Consider the following 14,774-nt stretch of genomic DNA (forward strand, 5'->3'; position numbering starts at 1 on the left):
GGACTTGGCGGAACGGGACACGAGGCAGAGGCGCGGGACAGAAAACGGGCCGTCACGATAGCAAGCCGCCGTCGCAACCCGTGCGACGGCGGCATCGATCAGCCGATGAGGGCGAGCGGCTACTCGTCGCCGCCGACCACATCAACGCCGGCCGGCGGCGTGTAGCGGAAGGTCGAAGCCGCGAACGTGGGATTGCGCTTCCAGCCGCTGAAGCCGATGGTCGTGCGCTGGCCCAGGCTGTCGAGAATCTCCATCCGTGCCAGGCCGCCGTCGTTGCCGAAGCCCAACCGTGCATTCTCGAACGCGGCGCCCTCGGCCTGCTTGGGCCGCAGTTGCAGCCACGACAGGCCGTCGCGCTCGCCCGCCGCTTCGACGACGAAGTCACGGTCGAGCCGGGACGGATCGATCAGCGCCGCCAGCGGGCTGTCCTGCTCTTCGCTGCCTTGCGAACGGCGCGTGACCTGCTGCAGGTCGGGGTCGTAGACCCAGACGGTCCTGCCGTCGGCGACGATGAGCTGCGGGTACGGCTTGACGTACTCCCAGCGGAACAGGCGCGGCGCCGACAGCGCCACGGTGCCGCTTGCGCTTTCCTTGACGCGACCATTGCCATCGGTGACCTGCTGCGTGAACTGGCCCTCCAATCCCTTGAGGCCACGGGTGAAGGCGTCGAGCTGGGCGCGCGCGTCGGCGGCCTGGGCAAGCCCTGCTGCGACCAGCACGGACGCAGCAACGAGCCAGCGGGAATGACGGAAGATCGGACGCATCCTTGGACCTCGGGTGATCGAATCGTGGCGGTGAGTGTGCGAATCGTTGCCTGAATGCGATGCCGACGCCTGCGCGCTGGGCGCATGTGCCGGCACCGGTCGTTCAGCCGTCAGCGCGGTGGCGGGGGCGCGAGCACGCTGCGGTCGCCATTGTGTTCGGGCGGGCTGACCACGCCGGCCATCTCCATCGCCTCGACCAGACGCGCGGCGCGGTTGTAGCCGATCTTGAGCCGGCGCTGCACGCCGGAGATCGACGCGCGACGGGTCTCGGTGACGATCTTGACCGCCTCGTCATACAGCGGGTCGCTCTCGTCGCCGCCACCGCCGCTGGCCTCCGGCAGGCCGGTCGCGCCGACCACGGTGCCGTCGCCCATCGTCTGCACCTCGTCGAGCACGCCTTCGATGTACTCGGCCTTGCCGCTCTGCTTGAGGTGCTCGACGACACGGTGCACCTCATCGTCGGAGACGAACGCGCCGTGCACGCGCTCGGGCATCGCCGTGCCCGGCGGCAGGTAGAGCATGTCACCGTTGCCGAGCAGGGTCTCGGCGCCGGACTGGTCGAGGATCGTGCGCGAGTCGATCTTGGAGCTGACCTGGAAGGCGATACGGGTCGGGATGTTGGCTTTGATCAGACCGGTGATGACGTCCACCGACGGCCGCTGCGTCGCCAGGATCAGGTGGATGCCCGCGGCACGGGCCTTCTGCGCCAGACGCGCGATGAGTTCTTCGACCTTCTTGCCGACGATCATCATCATGTCGGCGAATTCGTCGATGAAGATGACGATGTAGGGCAGCGGTTCGAGCAGGTCGGCGACCTCCCCGCTCTCGGGGTTGGGCCGGAACAGCGGGTCGGACAGCGGCTGGCCGGCGTCCTGCGCGTCCCGGACCTTCTTGTTGAAGCCCGCGAGGTTGCGCACGCCCACCGCGCTCATCAGCTTGTAGCGGCGCTCCATCTCGGCCACGCACCAGCGCAGGCCGTTGGCGGCCTCCTTCATGTCGGTGACGACCGGTGCGAGCAGATGCGGGATGCCCTCGTAGACGCTCAGCTCGAGCATCTTCGGGTCGATCATCAGCATCCTGAGGTCTTTGGGCGAGGCCTTGAACAGCAGGCTGAGCACCATCGAGTTGACCGCGACCGACTTGCCCGAGCCGGTGGTACCGGCGACCAGCAGATGCGGCATGCGCGCCAGGTCAGCAACGACCGGATTGCCACTGATGCCCTTGCCCAGCGCCAGCGTCAACGGGCTGGCCGATTTGTCGTATTCCTTGGAGTCGAGCAGTTCGGTGAGATAGATCATCTCCCGACGCACGTTGGGGATCTCCAGGCCGATCACCGACTTGCCGGGGATCACGTCGACCACGCGCACGGCCTTGACCGACAGGCCGCGGGCGATGTCCTTGTCGAGCGAACTGATCTGGCTGACCTTGACGCCAGGCGCGGGCTCCATCTCGAAGCGCGTGATCACCGGGCCCGGCTGGGCCTCCTTGACCTCGACGTCGATACGGAAGTCCTTGAGTTTGAACTCGATCTGCCGCGACAGCGTATCGAGCGTCGCCTCGTCGTAACCGCTCGGCTGGGGCTTGGGCGGATCGAGCAGCGACAGCGGCGGCACGTCGGAGCCGTCGGCATTGACGCCGTGGAACATCGGGATCTGCTGCTCGCGCTTGGCGCGCTCGCTTTTCTCGACCACCGGCGGGACCACCGGTGCTTCGATCTTGACCGGCGCACGCTTGGCGCGCAGTTCGGTCTCGATCTTGCGCGCCTCGGTGCGCTCCTCGCGATGCTCGCGCGCGGCCTTCCATTCGGTGGCCTGCTTGCTGCTCCGACGCAGCAGCGGCGGCAGCTTCAGGATCCAGCCGCCGATGCGGTCCATCAGCGCGAACCATGACAGGCCGGTGGCCAGCGTCACCGAGACCAGGAACAGCGCGATCAGGAACAGGTTGCCGCCGACCTGGCCGAAGGCGCCCGACAGCGAGCGTCCGACCAGCCGCCCGAGGATGCCCCCGCCGCCGGCCGGATAGCCGGCCAGCACGTCGAACCGCAGCGCCAGCAGGCCCGCGGCCGAGATCAGGAAGCCGACGATGCCCACCAGCCGCAGTGCGGGGCCGAAGTCGGCGCGGCCTTCGCTGCCTGCGTCCATGCCGAACAGCGCGATCCAGGCGACGGCACCGAGGATCGGCGGCAGCAGGTAGGCCATCAACCCGCACAACTGCAGCAGGATGTCGGCCGTCCAGGCGCCAACCGGGCCGCCGACGTTGTGGATCTCGGTCGCCACCACCCCGCCCTGCGTCGACCAGCTCGGATCGGTGTGCGAATAGGTGACCAGGCACGCCAGCAGGTACAACAGCAGCGGCGCGGTAACGATCAGGGCGATGTCGCGCAGCAGCCGCTGACGCCGCGGATTGGGCGCAGTGGCAGCCGTCGCCTTCGCGGTGGCCTTCTCGGCGCCGCGGGCGCGCTTGACGCGATCTGAGAGCGGAGCTGCCACCGTGGGTAATTACCTGAGGAATTCGATACAGGTTGTTGATATTACGCCAAGACCGGGCCGGCTGCAGCGCGCCTTGGGACCGCGGCCGCACGCACCTTGCACGTCTCCGGGGCCAGCGCCGGCCAGCACGGTCGTGCGACGCGGCGACGGACGCAGCGTTGCGCGCGGCGGCCTCCCGCGCGCCTTGTCTTGCAGGGGGCGGGACGCCAAGCTATGCGCCACACGCGCCGCAGTGCGATCAACCGCGAGTTTACATGAGCTCTTCGAACGGCCCCCGCCACATCCGTCTGCTGATCCTGGGCTCCGGGCCCGCCGGCTGGACCGCCGCTGTCTACGCGGCGCGCGCCAACCTCAAGCCGGTCGTCGTCACCGGCATGCAGATGGGCGGTCAGCTGATGACCACCACCGAAGTCGACAATTGGCCGGGCGATGCCCACGGCCTGCTCGGCCCGGACCTGATGGCGCGCATGCAAGCGCATGCCGAGCGCTTCGACACCGAGGTCGTGTTCGACCACATCCATACCGCCGACCTGTCGCAGCGTCCATTCCGGCTCAAGGGCGACAGCGGCGAGTACACCTGCGATGCGCTGATCATCGCGACCGGCGCGACCGCCAAGTACCTGGGGCTGCCGTCGGAGGAGGCCTTCAAGGGCCGCGGCGTGTCGGCCTGCGCGACCTGCGACGGCTTCTTCTATAAGGACCAGGACGTGGCCGTGGTTGGCGGCGGCAATACCGCGGTCGAGGAAGCGCTGTACCTGTCCAACATCGCCCGCAAGGTCTACCTGGTGCACCGCCGCGACACGCTGCGCGCCGAAAAGATCATGCAGGACAAGCTGTTTGCGAAGATCCAGGCCGGCAAGATCGAGCCGGTCTGGCACCACACCGTTGACGAAGTGCTGGGCAACGACGCCGGCGTGACCGGGCTGCGGGTGAAATCGGTGCATGACGGCGCGACCCGCGATCTCGATGTGCATGGCTTCTTCGTCGCGATCGGTCATACGCCGAACACGACCCTGTTCGAGGGCCAGCTGGCGATGCATAACGGCTACCTCGAGATCCGGTCGGGCATCGACGGCAACGCGACAGCGACTAATGTGCCGGGCGTGTTCGCCGCCGGCGACGTCACCGACCAGCACTATCGTCAGGCGATCACCTCGGCAGGCTTCGGCTGCATGGCCGCACTCGATGCCGAACGCTTCCTCGACCAGCAGGGCTGATCGCGGCTGGGTCGTGCAGGTGGCCGCGCCCGACGCGGCCGGCCGCCTGCCATGACCTTCGAACAACTGCGCCTGTTCGCGCGCCGGCACGGCCGGCGCATGTGGGTCCGTGCGAGCGTGTACTGCGCGCTCGGCGTGGTCACCGCGCTGGTCGGCGCGCTGGTCAAGACCTGGATTCCGGAGTCGCTGGCCGGCCGGGTCGGCGCCGACTCGGTCGGCAACCTGCTCAGCATCCTCGCCGCCTCGATGCTCGCGGTCACCACGTTCTCGCTGTCGACGATGGTCTCGGCCTACAGCTCGGCCTCGACTGGCGCGACCCCGCGCGCGACCCGCCTGCTGATCGCTGACAGCGCGGCGCAGAGTGCGCTGGCGACATTCATCGGCGCCTTCCTGTTCTCGGTGGTCGGCCTGATCGCGCTGAGCACCGGCCTCTACGGCGACAGCGGTCGCGTGGTGCTGTTCGCAGCGACAGTGCTGGTGATCGTGCTGATCACGCTGACCCTGCTGCGTTGGATCGAGCAGTTATCGAGTTTCGGACGGCTGGGCGCGACGATCAACTTGGTCGAGGCCGCGACACGCCGCGCGATCCAGGCGCATCTGCGCGCGCCTCACCTGGGTGGTGCGCCCGGCATGGGCGCGCCTGATGTCGGCCATCCGGTGGAGGCCGACCGGGTCGGCTATGTGGAGCACGTCGACGTGGCGCGGCTGGCGCAGATCGCGGCCGATCGGACGTGTGTGGTACACGTGCTGTCGCGCTCTGGCGCATTCGCCGCGCCCGGCCGGCCGCTGCTGGTCGTCGAGGGCGCGCGGCCGGACGAGGAGACGCTTGAGGCCCTGCGCGACGCGTTCACGATCGGCGATGAGCGCAACTTCGACCAAGATCCGCGCTATGGCCTGGTGGTGCTGACCGAGATCGGCAGCCGGGCCCTGTCGCCCGCGACCAACGACAGCGGCACCGCGATCGACGTCGTCGGCACGGCAACCCGGCTGCTTTGCGAATGGGCCACCGCTGACACGGCCGGCGACGGCCTGCACCATGCGCGCGTGTTCGTGCCATCGATCGCGATCGACGATGTCTTCGAGGATGTGTTTCCGCTGCTGGCTCGTGATGGCGCGGGCCTATTGGAAGTCGGCATCCGCCTGCAGAAAGGCCTGGCGGCGATCGCGGCGACCGGCAACCCGGCGTTCGCCACCGCGGCACGCCGGCAGGCGGCGCAGGCACTCGCCCGCGCCCTCGATGCGATGGCTTTCGAGGGCGACCGCGCGGCGCTACGGGACGCGGCGGCGAAGGTCTGGGGCGCGTGAGCACGCTGCGCATCGTTCACGGCCTCGATGCGATCGCCGCAGAGGACTGGGACGCGCTGTCGGACGACGGCAATCCCTTCGTCTCGCATGCCTTCCTCGCGGGCCTGGAATCGGAAGGCTGCCTGCGCGAGGACTGGGGCTGGACCCCGCATCACCTGACCCTGTGGGACGGCGGCCGGCTCGTCGCAGCGGCGCCGGCCTATCTGAAGGCCAACTCCCATGGTGAGTTCGTCTTCGACCACGCCTGGGCGCACGCCTATGCCCGCCACGGCCTGGACTACTTTCCCAAGCTGCTGTGCGCGGTGCCCTACTCGCCGGTGACCGGGCCCCGGTTGCTGGCGCGCACCCCTGCGGTGAAGGCCGCGCTGCTCGCCGCGATGCGCGACCAGGTCGACGCCGCGCAACTGTCGTCGGCGCACGTGAACTTCCATACCGATGCCGAGGTCAGCATCTTCGACGATGACTGGCTGCCGCGGATCGACGTGCAGTATCACTGGCGCAATCCTGGCGATTGGGCGACGTTCGACGATTATCTTGGCGCGATGGACCACAAGCACCGCAAGAACGTTCGCCAGGAACGCGCCAAGGTCGCGCGCGCCGGCGTCACCTTCCGGGTGCTGCACGGCGATGAGGCCAGTGATGACGACCTGGCGACGATGCACGGGTTCTACCTGCAGACCTTCGCCGAGTACGGCAACTCGCCGGCGCTGACACTGGGCTTCCTGCGCCACCTGGCGCGCACGATGCCGCGGCAACTGGTGCTGGTGTTCGCGGACCTGGCCGGCGTGCCGGTCGCTGGCGCGCTGTGTCTGCGCGGCGGCGACACGCTGTACGGCCGCTACTGGGGGGCGAGCATCGCCCTGCCCGGCCTGCACTTCGAGACCTGTTACTACCAGGGCATCGCCTACTGCCTGCGCGAGGGCCTGGCCCGCTTCGAGCCCGGCGCGCAGGGTGAGCACAAGCTCGCGCGCGGCTTCCTGCCGACGGTCGTGCACAGCCGCCACTGGATCGCCGACCCGCGCTTCCGCGAGGCGCTGCGCGATTGGTGCGCGCAGGAAGCCGAGGCGATCCGCGGCTACGCTGCCTCGCTGGGTGCGACTGGCCCCTTCCGCGCGGACGCGCTGCGCTGAGCCTGCACCTGCCACAGCTGGACGACGACCCGCTGGCGCCGTTTCCCCCGGTGGCCTCGGCCCTGCGCCGCCCGGACGGTCTGCTGGCGTTCGGCGGCGACCTGTCGGTGGCACGGCTGGCCAATGCCTACCGACAGGGCATCTTTCCGTGGTACTCCCAGGGCCAGCCGATCCTGTGGTGGTCGCCCGACCCGCGCACGGTGTTCGAGACCGCGACGTTCGCCCTGCCGCGGCGCTTCGTGCGCCAGCTGCGCCGCTGCGACTGGCAGGTGCGGGCCGACACCGCGTTCGAAGCCGTCGTCGCAGCCTGCGCGTCCGCCCCGCGCCCCGGCCAGGACGGGACCTGGATCACCGACGCCATGCAGGCTGCCTACGCCGCGCTGCATCGCGTGGGCCTGGCCCACAGCGTCGAGGTCTTTGCGGGCGACCGGCTGGTCGGCGGCATCTACGGGGTCGCGATCGGCCGGATGTTCTTCGGCGAGAGCATGTTCAGCGAGGTTTCCGGCGGCTCCAAGCTCGCCCTCGGCGCCCTCGCCCGACAGCTCCATCACTGGCAGATGCCACTGATCGACGCCCAGGTCGGCAATCCGCACCTCGAGGCGCTGGGCGCCACCCAATGGCCCAGACCCCGATTCGCCGAGGCCATCGCCGCCTTGGTCGAGCAGCCGCTACCGGTCGCCGGGGCCTGGACGCAGGCGTTCGGCGTCCAGCCTGCCGCGACGTTCGCCTGACTTGACGAGGGCACGGCCGCCAACGGGCCCGGCGGCCTTCAGAAGCTTTCCCGGAAAAGCGAAGCGCTGGCACAAAGAAGTCACGATCCTGCAGCCTTCCGTGCGTCGTGCTGGTCGGGGACTGCGATAGCGGGCCAAGGATGGCCCGCGACGGCGAGTCAGCCAGGATGGCTGACCGAGCCGGTAAGCAGTCCCCGGCCGGCGCGATGCAGTGTCCGAAGCCGAGTGCTTCGATCAAGCAGCAAGAAGATTCCGAACGGAAACGCGGCTTTTTGCATCAGCGCGCCGGCCGTGCCACAATACCCGACTTTGCCGGCGCGGCTTCAGCGCGGCTCCCTAACGACGAGTACCCAACACGAATGGCGAAAGACGACGTCATCGAATTCGAAGGCTCGGTCTCCGAGACGCTCCCGAACACCATGTTCCGCGTCAAGCTTGAGAACGGCCACGAAATCATTGCGCATATCTCCGGACGCATGCGCAAGAACTACATCCGCATCCTGACCGGCGACCGGGTCAAGGTCGAGATGACGCCCTACGACCTCACCAAGGGTCGCATCACCTACCGCATGAAGTAAGCGATGCGCTCCCAAGCGACGCGTTGCGTCGCTCAATGACGAAAAGGCAGCCAAGGGCTGCCTTTTCGCGTTGCGCGCACCGCCGGCGAACCGGGGTGACGCGCGACTCACTCCACGGTCGCGGTGAGCAGGCGCTCGGGCTCGGCGAAGGTCTGCACCGTCAGCTCGCCGTCCTCGACATCCACCACCACGCGGCCACCACCCATCAGCTTGCCGAACAGCAATTCGTCGGCCAGGCGGCGCTTGATCTTGTCCTGGATCACCCGCGACATCGGCCGCGCGCCCATCTGCGGATCGAACCCGTGCTGGGCCAGCCAGTCGCGCGCGGCCGGCGTGGCGCTGAGCGTGACGTCCTTCTCGTGCAGCTGGCTCTCGAGTTCGATCATGAACTTGTCGACCACGCGCAGGATGTGGTCCAGGCCCAACGACTGGAACTGCACGATCGCATCGAGCCGGTTGCGGAACTCCGGCGAGAAGCTCTTGCGGATCACTTCCATCGCATCGCTGCTGTGGTCCTGGCGCATGAAGCCGATCGACCGGCGCGAGGCCTGGGTGGCGCCGGCATTGGTCGTCATCACCACGATCACATTGCGGAAATTCGCCTCGCGGCCGTTGGTGTCGGTCAGCACGCCACGGTCCATGACCTGCAACAGGATGTTGAAGATGTCCGGATGCGCCTTCTCGACCTCGTCGAGCAACAACACGCAGTGCGGCGTCTTGACGATCTTCTCGGTCAGCAGCCCACCCTGGTCGAAGCCGACGTAGCCCGGAGGCGCGCCGATCAGGCGGCTGATCGAATGCGCCTCCATGTACTCGGACATGTCGAAGCGCACCAGTTCGATGCCCAGCTGCAGCGCCAGCTGCCGCGTGACTTCGGTCTTGCCGACGCCGGTGGGGCCGGCGAACAGGAAGTTGCCGATCGGCTTGTCGGGATCGCCCAGGCCCGAACGGGCGAGTTTGATCGCAGACGTCAGAGTCTCGATCGCCGGATCCTGGCCGAAGATCACCATCTTCAAGTTGCGCTCGAGGTGCTCGAGCACGTCCTTGTCGGTCGCGCTGACCTGCTTGGCCGGGATGCGCGCCATCTTGGCGACGATCGTCTCGACCTCCTCGACATCGATCAGCGCCTTGCGCACGCCTTCGGGCAGCAGGCGCTGGCGCGCACCGGCCTCGTCGATCACGTCGATCGCCTTGTCGGGCAGCAGCCGGTCGGCGATGTGCTTGACCGACAGGTCGACCGCCGCCTGCAAGGCGTCGTCGGCGTAGGTCACGTCGTGGTGCGCCTCGTACTTGGGCTTGAGCCCCAGCAGGATCTGGTAGGCCTCGCCGACCGTCGGCTCGACGATGTCGATCTTCTGGAAGCGCCGGGCGAGCGCGCGGTCCTTTTCGAAGATGCCGCGGTATTCCTGGAACGTCGTCGAGCCGATGCAGCGCAGATCGCCCGACGACAGCGCCGGCTTGATCAGGTTCGAAGCGTCCATCGTGCCACCCGACGCAGAGCCCGCGCCAATGATGGTGTGGATCTCGTCAATGAACAGAATCGCGCCGGGATGCTTCTTGATCGCCGACAGCACGGCCTTCAGGCGCTTCTCGAAGTCGCCGCGGTACTTGGTGCCGGCGACCAGCGCGCCGAGGTCGAGCGAATAGATCGTCGCCTCGCTCAGCACCTCGGGCACCTCGCCGTCGACGATGCGCTTGGCCAGACCTTCGGCGATCGCGGTCTTGCCGACACCGGCCTCGCCAACGTAGAGCGGGTTGTTCTTGCGACGGCGGCACAGCACCTGGATCGTGCGCTCGACCTCCTCGGCCCGGCCCACCAGCGGATCGATGCGTCCCTCGCGCGCGGCGGCGTTGAGGTCGCTGGCAAACTCAGCGAGCGCGTCGCCCTTGGCCTCGCCCTCGCCGCCTGCGCCTGCGGCGCCGTCCTCGTGCGCGCTCTCGGGCTCCTCGCCGCCGGTCTTGGCAATGCCGTGCGACAGATAATTGACGACATCCAGCCGGGTCACGTCCTGCTGGTTGAGGTAATAGACCGCGTGCGAGTCCTTCTCGCCGAAGATCGCCACCAGCACATTGGCGCCGGTGACCTCCTTCTTGCCCGAGGACTGGACATGGTAGACGGCGCGCTGGAGGACCCGCTGGAAGCCCAGCGTGGGCTGGGTGTCGCGGGTGTCCTCATCGGCGAGCTTGGTCACCGAGGTCAGAATGGCCTGTTCCAGATCGCCGCGCAGGCGGGCGAAGTCGGCACCGGTGGCCTTGAGCACCGACTCTGCCGACGGGTTCTCGAGCAGGGACAGCAGCAGGTGTTCGACCGTCATGTACTCGTCGCGGGCCTCGCGGGCGCGCTTGTAGCACTGGCCGATCGTGAACTCGAGATCTTTGCTGAACATGGGGCGGAGCCTCCGGAATCACTGCAACCCTGAGTGGGGGCCCGGACCCGGCTTTTCCATCCCTGCCCCGGTCCTGTCAGCCGGCTCTTATTAGGCCTTCTCCATCGTGCACAGCAAGGGATGAAGGTTCAGTCGTGCGTATTCGTTCACCTGCGCGACCTTCGACTCGGCGACTTCGCGGCTGTAGACCCCGCACACCCCGCGGCCACGGGTATGGACGTGCAGCATGACCTGGGTGGCGCGCTCGATGTCGAGGGCGAAGAACCGGGTCAGGATCTCGACGACGAAATCCATCGGCGTGTAGTCGTCGTTGAGCAGCAGCACCGAATACAGCGGCGGTGGCGCCACTTCCGGCCTGCTGGTCTCCACGATGGTGCCGTGGTCGTGCTCGTGCTGGTGTCTGCGGCTCATGGCGCAATTATAAGCGCCGGCGATGGACGCGTCGGGAGCGCCGGGGGGACAATGCCGCCAGTCCCCCGCCCCGATCCCCATGCGCCTTCGCTTCCCTCCCCGCCCGTTCCCCGCCCCTGTCCGTGTTGCGCCCGGCGAGCTCGTGGCCCGTTGCCGACCGCGTGCGGCCGCGACGCGACCCGTCGTCGGGGCGGTGTGGTGAGCGGGCGCTTCTGGCAGCCCGACGTGACCGTGGCCAGCGTCGTGTTCGATGCCGGCCGGGTGCTGTGCGTGGAGGAGCGGGTCGACGGGCGGCTGGTGCTCAACCAGCCCGCGGGCCATCTCGAGCCCGACGAGGCGCTGGTCGATGCGGCGGTACGCGAGACGCTCGAGGAGTCGGGCTGGACCGTCGAGCCGACCGCGCTGATCGGCCTGTACCAGTGGAAATCCCCGCCGCGCCCGGGCGAGGCCGACGGCCGCCACTTCATCCGCGTGGCCGTGGTCGCCAGGCCGCTGGCCCACGACCCGGACCGCACGCTCGACGACGGCATCGTCCAGGCACTGTGGCTCACGCCCGAGGCGCTGCGCGCCGAGGCCGCGCGCCACCGCAGCCCGCTGGTCTGGCAGGTCGTCGCCGATTGCCTGGCCGGACAGCGCCACCCGCTGTCGCTGCTGCGCCAGCTGCGATGAGCGCGCCGGACGTCGTCGTCGGGCTGTCGGGCGGGGTCGATTCGTCGGTCGCCGCGCTGCTGCTGCGCGATGCCGGCACGCCGGTCGCCGGTCTGTTCATGCAGAACTGGGCCGACGACGACACCCAGGACGGCAGCGGCGGTTGTCGCGCCGAGGACGATCGCCGCGATGCGGTCGCCGTGGCCGGTCGTCTTGGTCTGCCGATCCATTTCCGCGACTTTTCGCGCGAATACTGGGACGGTGTGTTCGCCCACTTCATTGCCGAGTACGCGGCCGGGCGCACGCCCAATCCCGACGTGCTGTGCAACCGCGAGATCAAGTTCCGGCATTTCCTCGATGCCGCGCACGCGCTGGGCGCAAGCCGGATCGCGACCGGGCACTACGCCCGCGTGGGACGTGACGGCAGCGGCTGGCAGTTGCTGCGCGCCCATGACCGCAGCAAGGACCAGACCTACTTCCTGCACCAGCTCGGTCAGGCACAGTTGGCCGCGACACTGTTCCCGCTCGGCGACCTGCCCAAGTCGCAGGTCCGCGAGATCGCCCGTGCCCATGGCCTGGCGACGGCCGAGAAGAAGGACTCGACCGGCATCTGCTTCATCGGCGAACGCGACTTCCGCAGCTTTCTCGCGCGCTATGTGCCCGCCCGCGAGGGCGAGATCCAGACGCCCGATGGCCGGGTGGTCGGCCGGCATCCGGGGGTGTTCTTCTTCACCCTCGGCCAGCGCGAGGGCCTGCAACTGGGCGGCGTGCGCGGCTTCGCCGCCGCGCCCTGGTACGTCGTTGACAAGCGCGTCCACGACAACGTGCTGGTGGTCGACCAGCAGCGCGACAGCCCCTGGCTGATGTCGCGCACGACCTGGACTGCGCAGGCGCACTGGATCGCGGGTGCGCCGCCGGCTGCCCGTTTCGTGGCCAGCGCGCAGACCCGTTACCGTCAGCCCGACGAACCCTGTGAGGTCGAGGTGCGCGATGACGGCACGCTGGCGGTGCACTTCGCGCAGCCGCAACGCGCGGTCACACCCGGGCAGTCGCTGGTACTCTACGACGGCGAGTGCTGCCTGGGCGGCGCGGTCATCGAGGCGACCGACGCCCCGACGAGCGCCGTCGAGGCCGCGGCCAGCGGGCCGGATCGCGCCACAGACGCTAGACTTGTCCGATGAGCGATTCTTTCGACGATCGGGTGCTCGCGCTCGCCGCGCTCGCCCAGGCCCTCCAGCAAGTCCGTACCACCGCCGAGTCCGGCCAGTCGCGCGGCGACGCGGCGCAGACCGTCATCGACAGCGTCTTTCGCATCGATGCCGACTCGGTGGCCGACGTCTATGGTGGTGTGCCGCGGCTGCAGCCCGGGCTGCGCCTGCTGCGCGACATCCTCAGCCGCCAGCCCCACGACGAGGGCGTGCCCAAGCTCGCGATGTCGGTGATGCGGCTCGAACGGCGGTTCTCGGCCGAGTCCGACGTCATCGACGCTGTGAGCGCCGGCCTGCGCCGGATCGCGCCGCAGGCCGAGTCGCTGGGCGCCGCCCATCCCGACGTGCTGCTCGCGCTGGGCGCGCTGTACGCCGACACGATCAGCCAGTTGCGGCCGCGGGTCATGGTCCAGGGTGCACCGCACTACCTGGGCCAGGCCAGCGTGGTCGCCGAGATCCGCGCCCTCTTGCTGGCGGCGGTGCGCGCGACGGTGCTCTGGCGCCAGCTCGGCGGCACCCAGTGGGATCTGCTGTTCTCGCGCGGTCGCATGCTCGAATCGATCGCACGGCGCGTGCCCTGACCTCGAGTTCCGCATGCGCCGATGCGCATGCGGTGTCGGCAGTTGGCTAAAGGCCTGCCACCGGGTGCCGATACCGGGAGCGTGAGAACCTCCCTGAGAGCGCCATGTACGCACGCATCCTGATCCGCCTCGCCGCGCCGTTGTCGCTGACCCTGCTCCTGCCGCTGGCGTTCGCGCTCGGTTGGGCGGCGCCTGCGCGATGGGCGATCCTGCTGACCCTCACCGCCAGCTGGCTGGCCGTGGGCCTGTGGCTGCTGCGCCGCGAAACCCGGCGTTCGCCCGAACAGGTGCGCGTGCTCAAAGAGCAGGACCAGCTGCTGACCGAGCTGCGCCAGTTCGTCGGCGCGGAGATCGAAGGCTCGCGCGTCGAGATCGAACGGGCGCGCGAGTTGATCCGCCAGGCGGTCAGCGCGCTGGGCAGTAGTTTCGATGCGATGAACCGCAAGTCCCGCCAGCAGGCGCAGGCCATGGGGCGGCTGCTCGACCACACCGGCGACCAGGACGGTATGGGTGGGGCCGATGTCGCCCGCTTCGCCCAGCATGCCAGCCAGCGTATGGAACAGTTGGTCGAAGCCCTGGAGCAGGTCAGCGGCCAGAGCGTGACCACCGTGTCGCATATCGACGAGATGGCCGGGCACCTGGACGGCATCTTCGCGCTGCTCGAGGACGTCAAGTCGATCGCCGACCAGACCAACCTGCTCGCGCTCAACGCCGCGATCGAAGCCGCCCGCGCCGGCGAAGCCGGCCGCGGTTTCGCGGTGGTTGCCGACGAGGTCCGCAACCTGTCCGAACGCTCGACCGCGTTCAACGAACAGATCCGCAAACTGGCGCATTCGTCCAAGGAATCCATCGCCAAGGTCCGCGACACGGTCTCCAACATGGCCTCGCGCGACCTGGACCGCTCGCGCGACGCGCGCGCCGAGGCGGCGGGCATGCTGACCCAGGTGGCCGCGATCAACCGTTCGCTCGGCGACGGCATGCGCGAGATCTCAGAGTGCGGGCGCGCGATCGATTCGAGCGTCGGCGACGCCGTGCGGGCCTTGCAGTTCGAGGACATCGCGACCCAGGCCCTGGGCGGCGTCCATGCCCACCTCGAACGGTTGAGCGCGATCAACCGCGAAGCGATCGACCTGCAGGAGATCCTGCATCGCAATGGCGGCGCACTCGACGACGAAATGATGCGGGCGCTGCAGCGGATCGGACAGCGCCTGCGCGAGTCGCGCTCGACCTGGGAAAAGCCACCGCACAAGCCGGTCGCGCAGGAAAGCATGGGCGCAGGAACCGTCGAGCTGTTCTGAGTTGGACCCGCGCTCTGCCAGCAGCAC

13 protein-coding genes are annotated in these 14,774 nt (G+C 68.7%); 9 read left to right on the forward strand and 4 right to left on the reverse strand.

The genetic code is table 11. The annotated features are described in order from the left end of the window. Positions 1–119: 119 nt before the first annotated feature. Together lolA and WAF18_RS11610 are read right to left on the reverse strand one after the other, a co-directional pair. A complete protein-coding gene (gene lolA, locus WAF18_RS11605) occupies positions 120–764 on the reverse strand; it encodes an outer membrane lipoprotein chaperone LolA (protein WP_337245232.1) in 645 nt (214 codons plus the stop codon). A 110-nt stretch (positions 765–874) separates the two neighbouring features. Then, positions 875–3,253 (reverse strand): DNA translocase FtsK, encoded by a 2,379-nt coding sequence (locus WAF18_RS11610; protein ID WP_337245233.1) that lies wholly within the window; start codon positions 3,251–3,253, stop codon positions 875–877. A gap of 254 nt (positions 3,254–3,507) precedes the next feature. On the opposite strand from WAF18_RS11610, the gene trxB reads away from it, so the two are divergent. The 5 genes from trxB to infA all read left to right on the forward strand — a co-directional run bounded on the left by trxB (position 3,508) and on the right by infA (position 8,214). Then, positions 3,508–4,470 (forward strand): thioredoxin-disulfide reductase, encoded by a 963-nt coding sequence (gene trxB / locus WAF18_RS11615; RefSeq protein ID WP_183426931.1) that lies wholly within the window; start codon positions 3,508–3,510, stop codon positions 4,468–4,470. Positions 4,471–4,521: 51 nt separating this feature from the next. Further along, positions 4,522–5,775 carry a DUF2254 domain-containing protein gene (locus WAF18_RS11620; protein ID WP_337245234.1) on the forward strand — a complete coding sequence of 418 codons (1,254 nt, stop codon included), beginning with the start codon at positions 4,522–4,524 and terminating at the stop codon, positions 5,773–5,775. Further along, entirely contained in the window at positions 5,772–6,905 is a 1,134-nt protein-coding gene (locus WAF18_RS11625) for a GNAT family N-acetyltransferase (protein ID WP_337245235.1), read from the forward strand. The genes WAF18_RS11620 and WAF18_RS11625 overlap by 4 nt, the downstream gene beginning before the upstream one ends. Further along, on the forward strand, positions 6,902–7,636 hold the full coding sequence (gene aat / locus WAF18_RS11630; RefSeq protein WP_337245284.1) for a leucyl/phenylalanyl-tRNA--protein transferase: 735 nt from the start codon (positions 6,902–6,904) through the stop codon (positions 7,634–7,636). Before WAF18_RS11625 ends, aat begins: the two co-directional genes overlap by 4 nt. 359 nt (positions 7,637–7,995) lie before the next feature. Next, complete coding sequence (infA, locus tag WAF18_RS11635; protein ID WP_047138142.1) at positions 7,996–8,214, forward strand: translation initiation factor IF-1; 219 nt, start codon at positions 7,996–7,998, stop codon at positions 8,212–8,214. Between the two features lie 107 nt (positions 8,215–8,321). Here the strand turns inward: infA and clpA are convergent, their stop codons facing one another. Together clpA and clpS are read right to left on the reverse strand one after the other, a co-directional pair. Then, entirely contained in the window at positions 8,322–10,601 is a 2,280-nt protein-coding gene (gene clpA / locus WAF18_RS11640; RefSeq protein WP_337245236.1) for an ATP-dependent Clp protease ATP-binding subunit ClpA, read from the reverse strand. A gap of 90 nt (positions 10,602–10,691) precedes the next feature. Next, positions 10,692–11,012: an ATP-dependent Clp protease adapter ClpS gene (clpS, locus tag WAF18_RS11645; protein ID WP_183426927.1), complete on the reverse strand. Its 321-nt coding sequence runs from the start codon at positions 11,010–11,012 to the stop codon at positions 10,692–10,694. Between the two features lie 198 nt (positions 11,013–11,210). Here clpS and WAF18_RS11650 point away from each other — a divergent pair, with 198 nt between their 5' ends. The 4 genes from WAF18_RS11650 to WAF18_RS11665 all read left to right on the forward strand — a co-directional run bounded on the left by WAF18_RS11650 (position 11,211) and on the right by WAF18_RS11665 (position 14,747). Continuing rightward, complete coding sequence (locus tag WAF18_RS11650; RefSeq protein WP_337245237.1) at positions 11,211–11,681, forward strand: NUDIX hydrolase; 471 nt, start codon at positions 11,211–11,213, stop codon at positions 11,679–11,681. Further along, entirely contained in the window at positions 11,678–12,841 is a 1,164-nt protein-coding gene (gene mnmA, locus WAF18_RS11655; protein WP_337245238.1) for a tRNA 2-thiouridine(34) synthase MnmA, read from the forward strand. Before WAF18_RS11650 ends, mnmA begins: the two co-directional genes overlap by 4 nt. Beyond that, positions 12,838–13,449, forward strand: a complete 612-nt coding sequence (hflD, locus tag WAF18_RS11660; protein ID WP_337245239.1) for a high frequency lysogenization protein HflD — start codon at positions 12,838–12,840, stop codon at positions 13,447–13,449. The genes mnmA and hflD overlap by 4 nt, the downstream gene beginning before the upstream one ends. A gap of 104 nt (positions 13,450–13,553) precedes the next feature. Continuing rightward, entirely contained in the window at positions 13,554–14,747 is a 1,194-nt protein-coding gene (locus WAF18_RS11665) for a methyl-accepting chemotaxis protein (protein WP_337245240.1), read from the forward strand. The last annotated feature ends 27 nt before the right edge of the window (positions 14,748–14,774 follow it).

It is taken from the genome of Luteimonas sp. gir (assembly GCF_037198055.1).
Lineage (GTDB): Bacteria > Pseudomonadota > Gammaproteobacteria > Xanthomonadales > Xanthomonadaceae > Luteimonas > Luteimonas citri_A.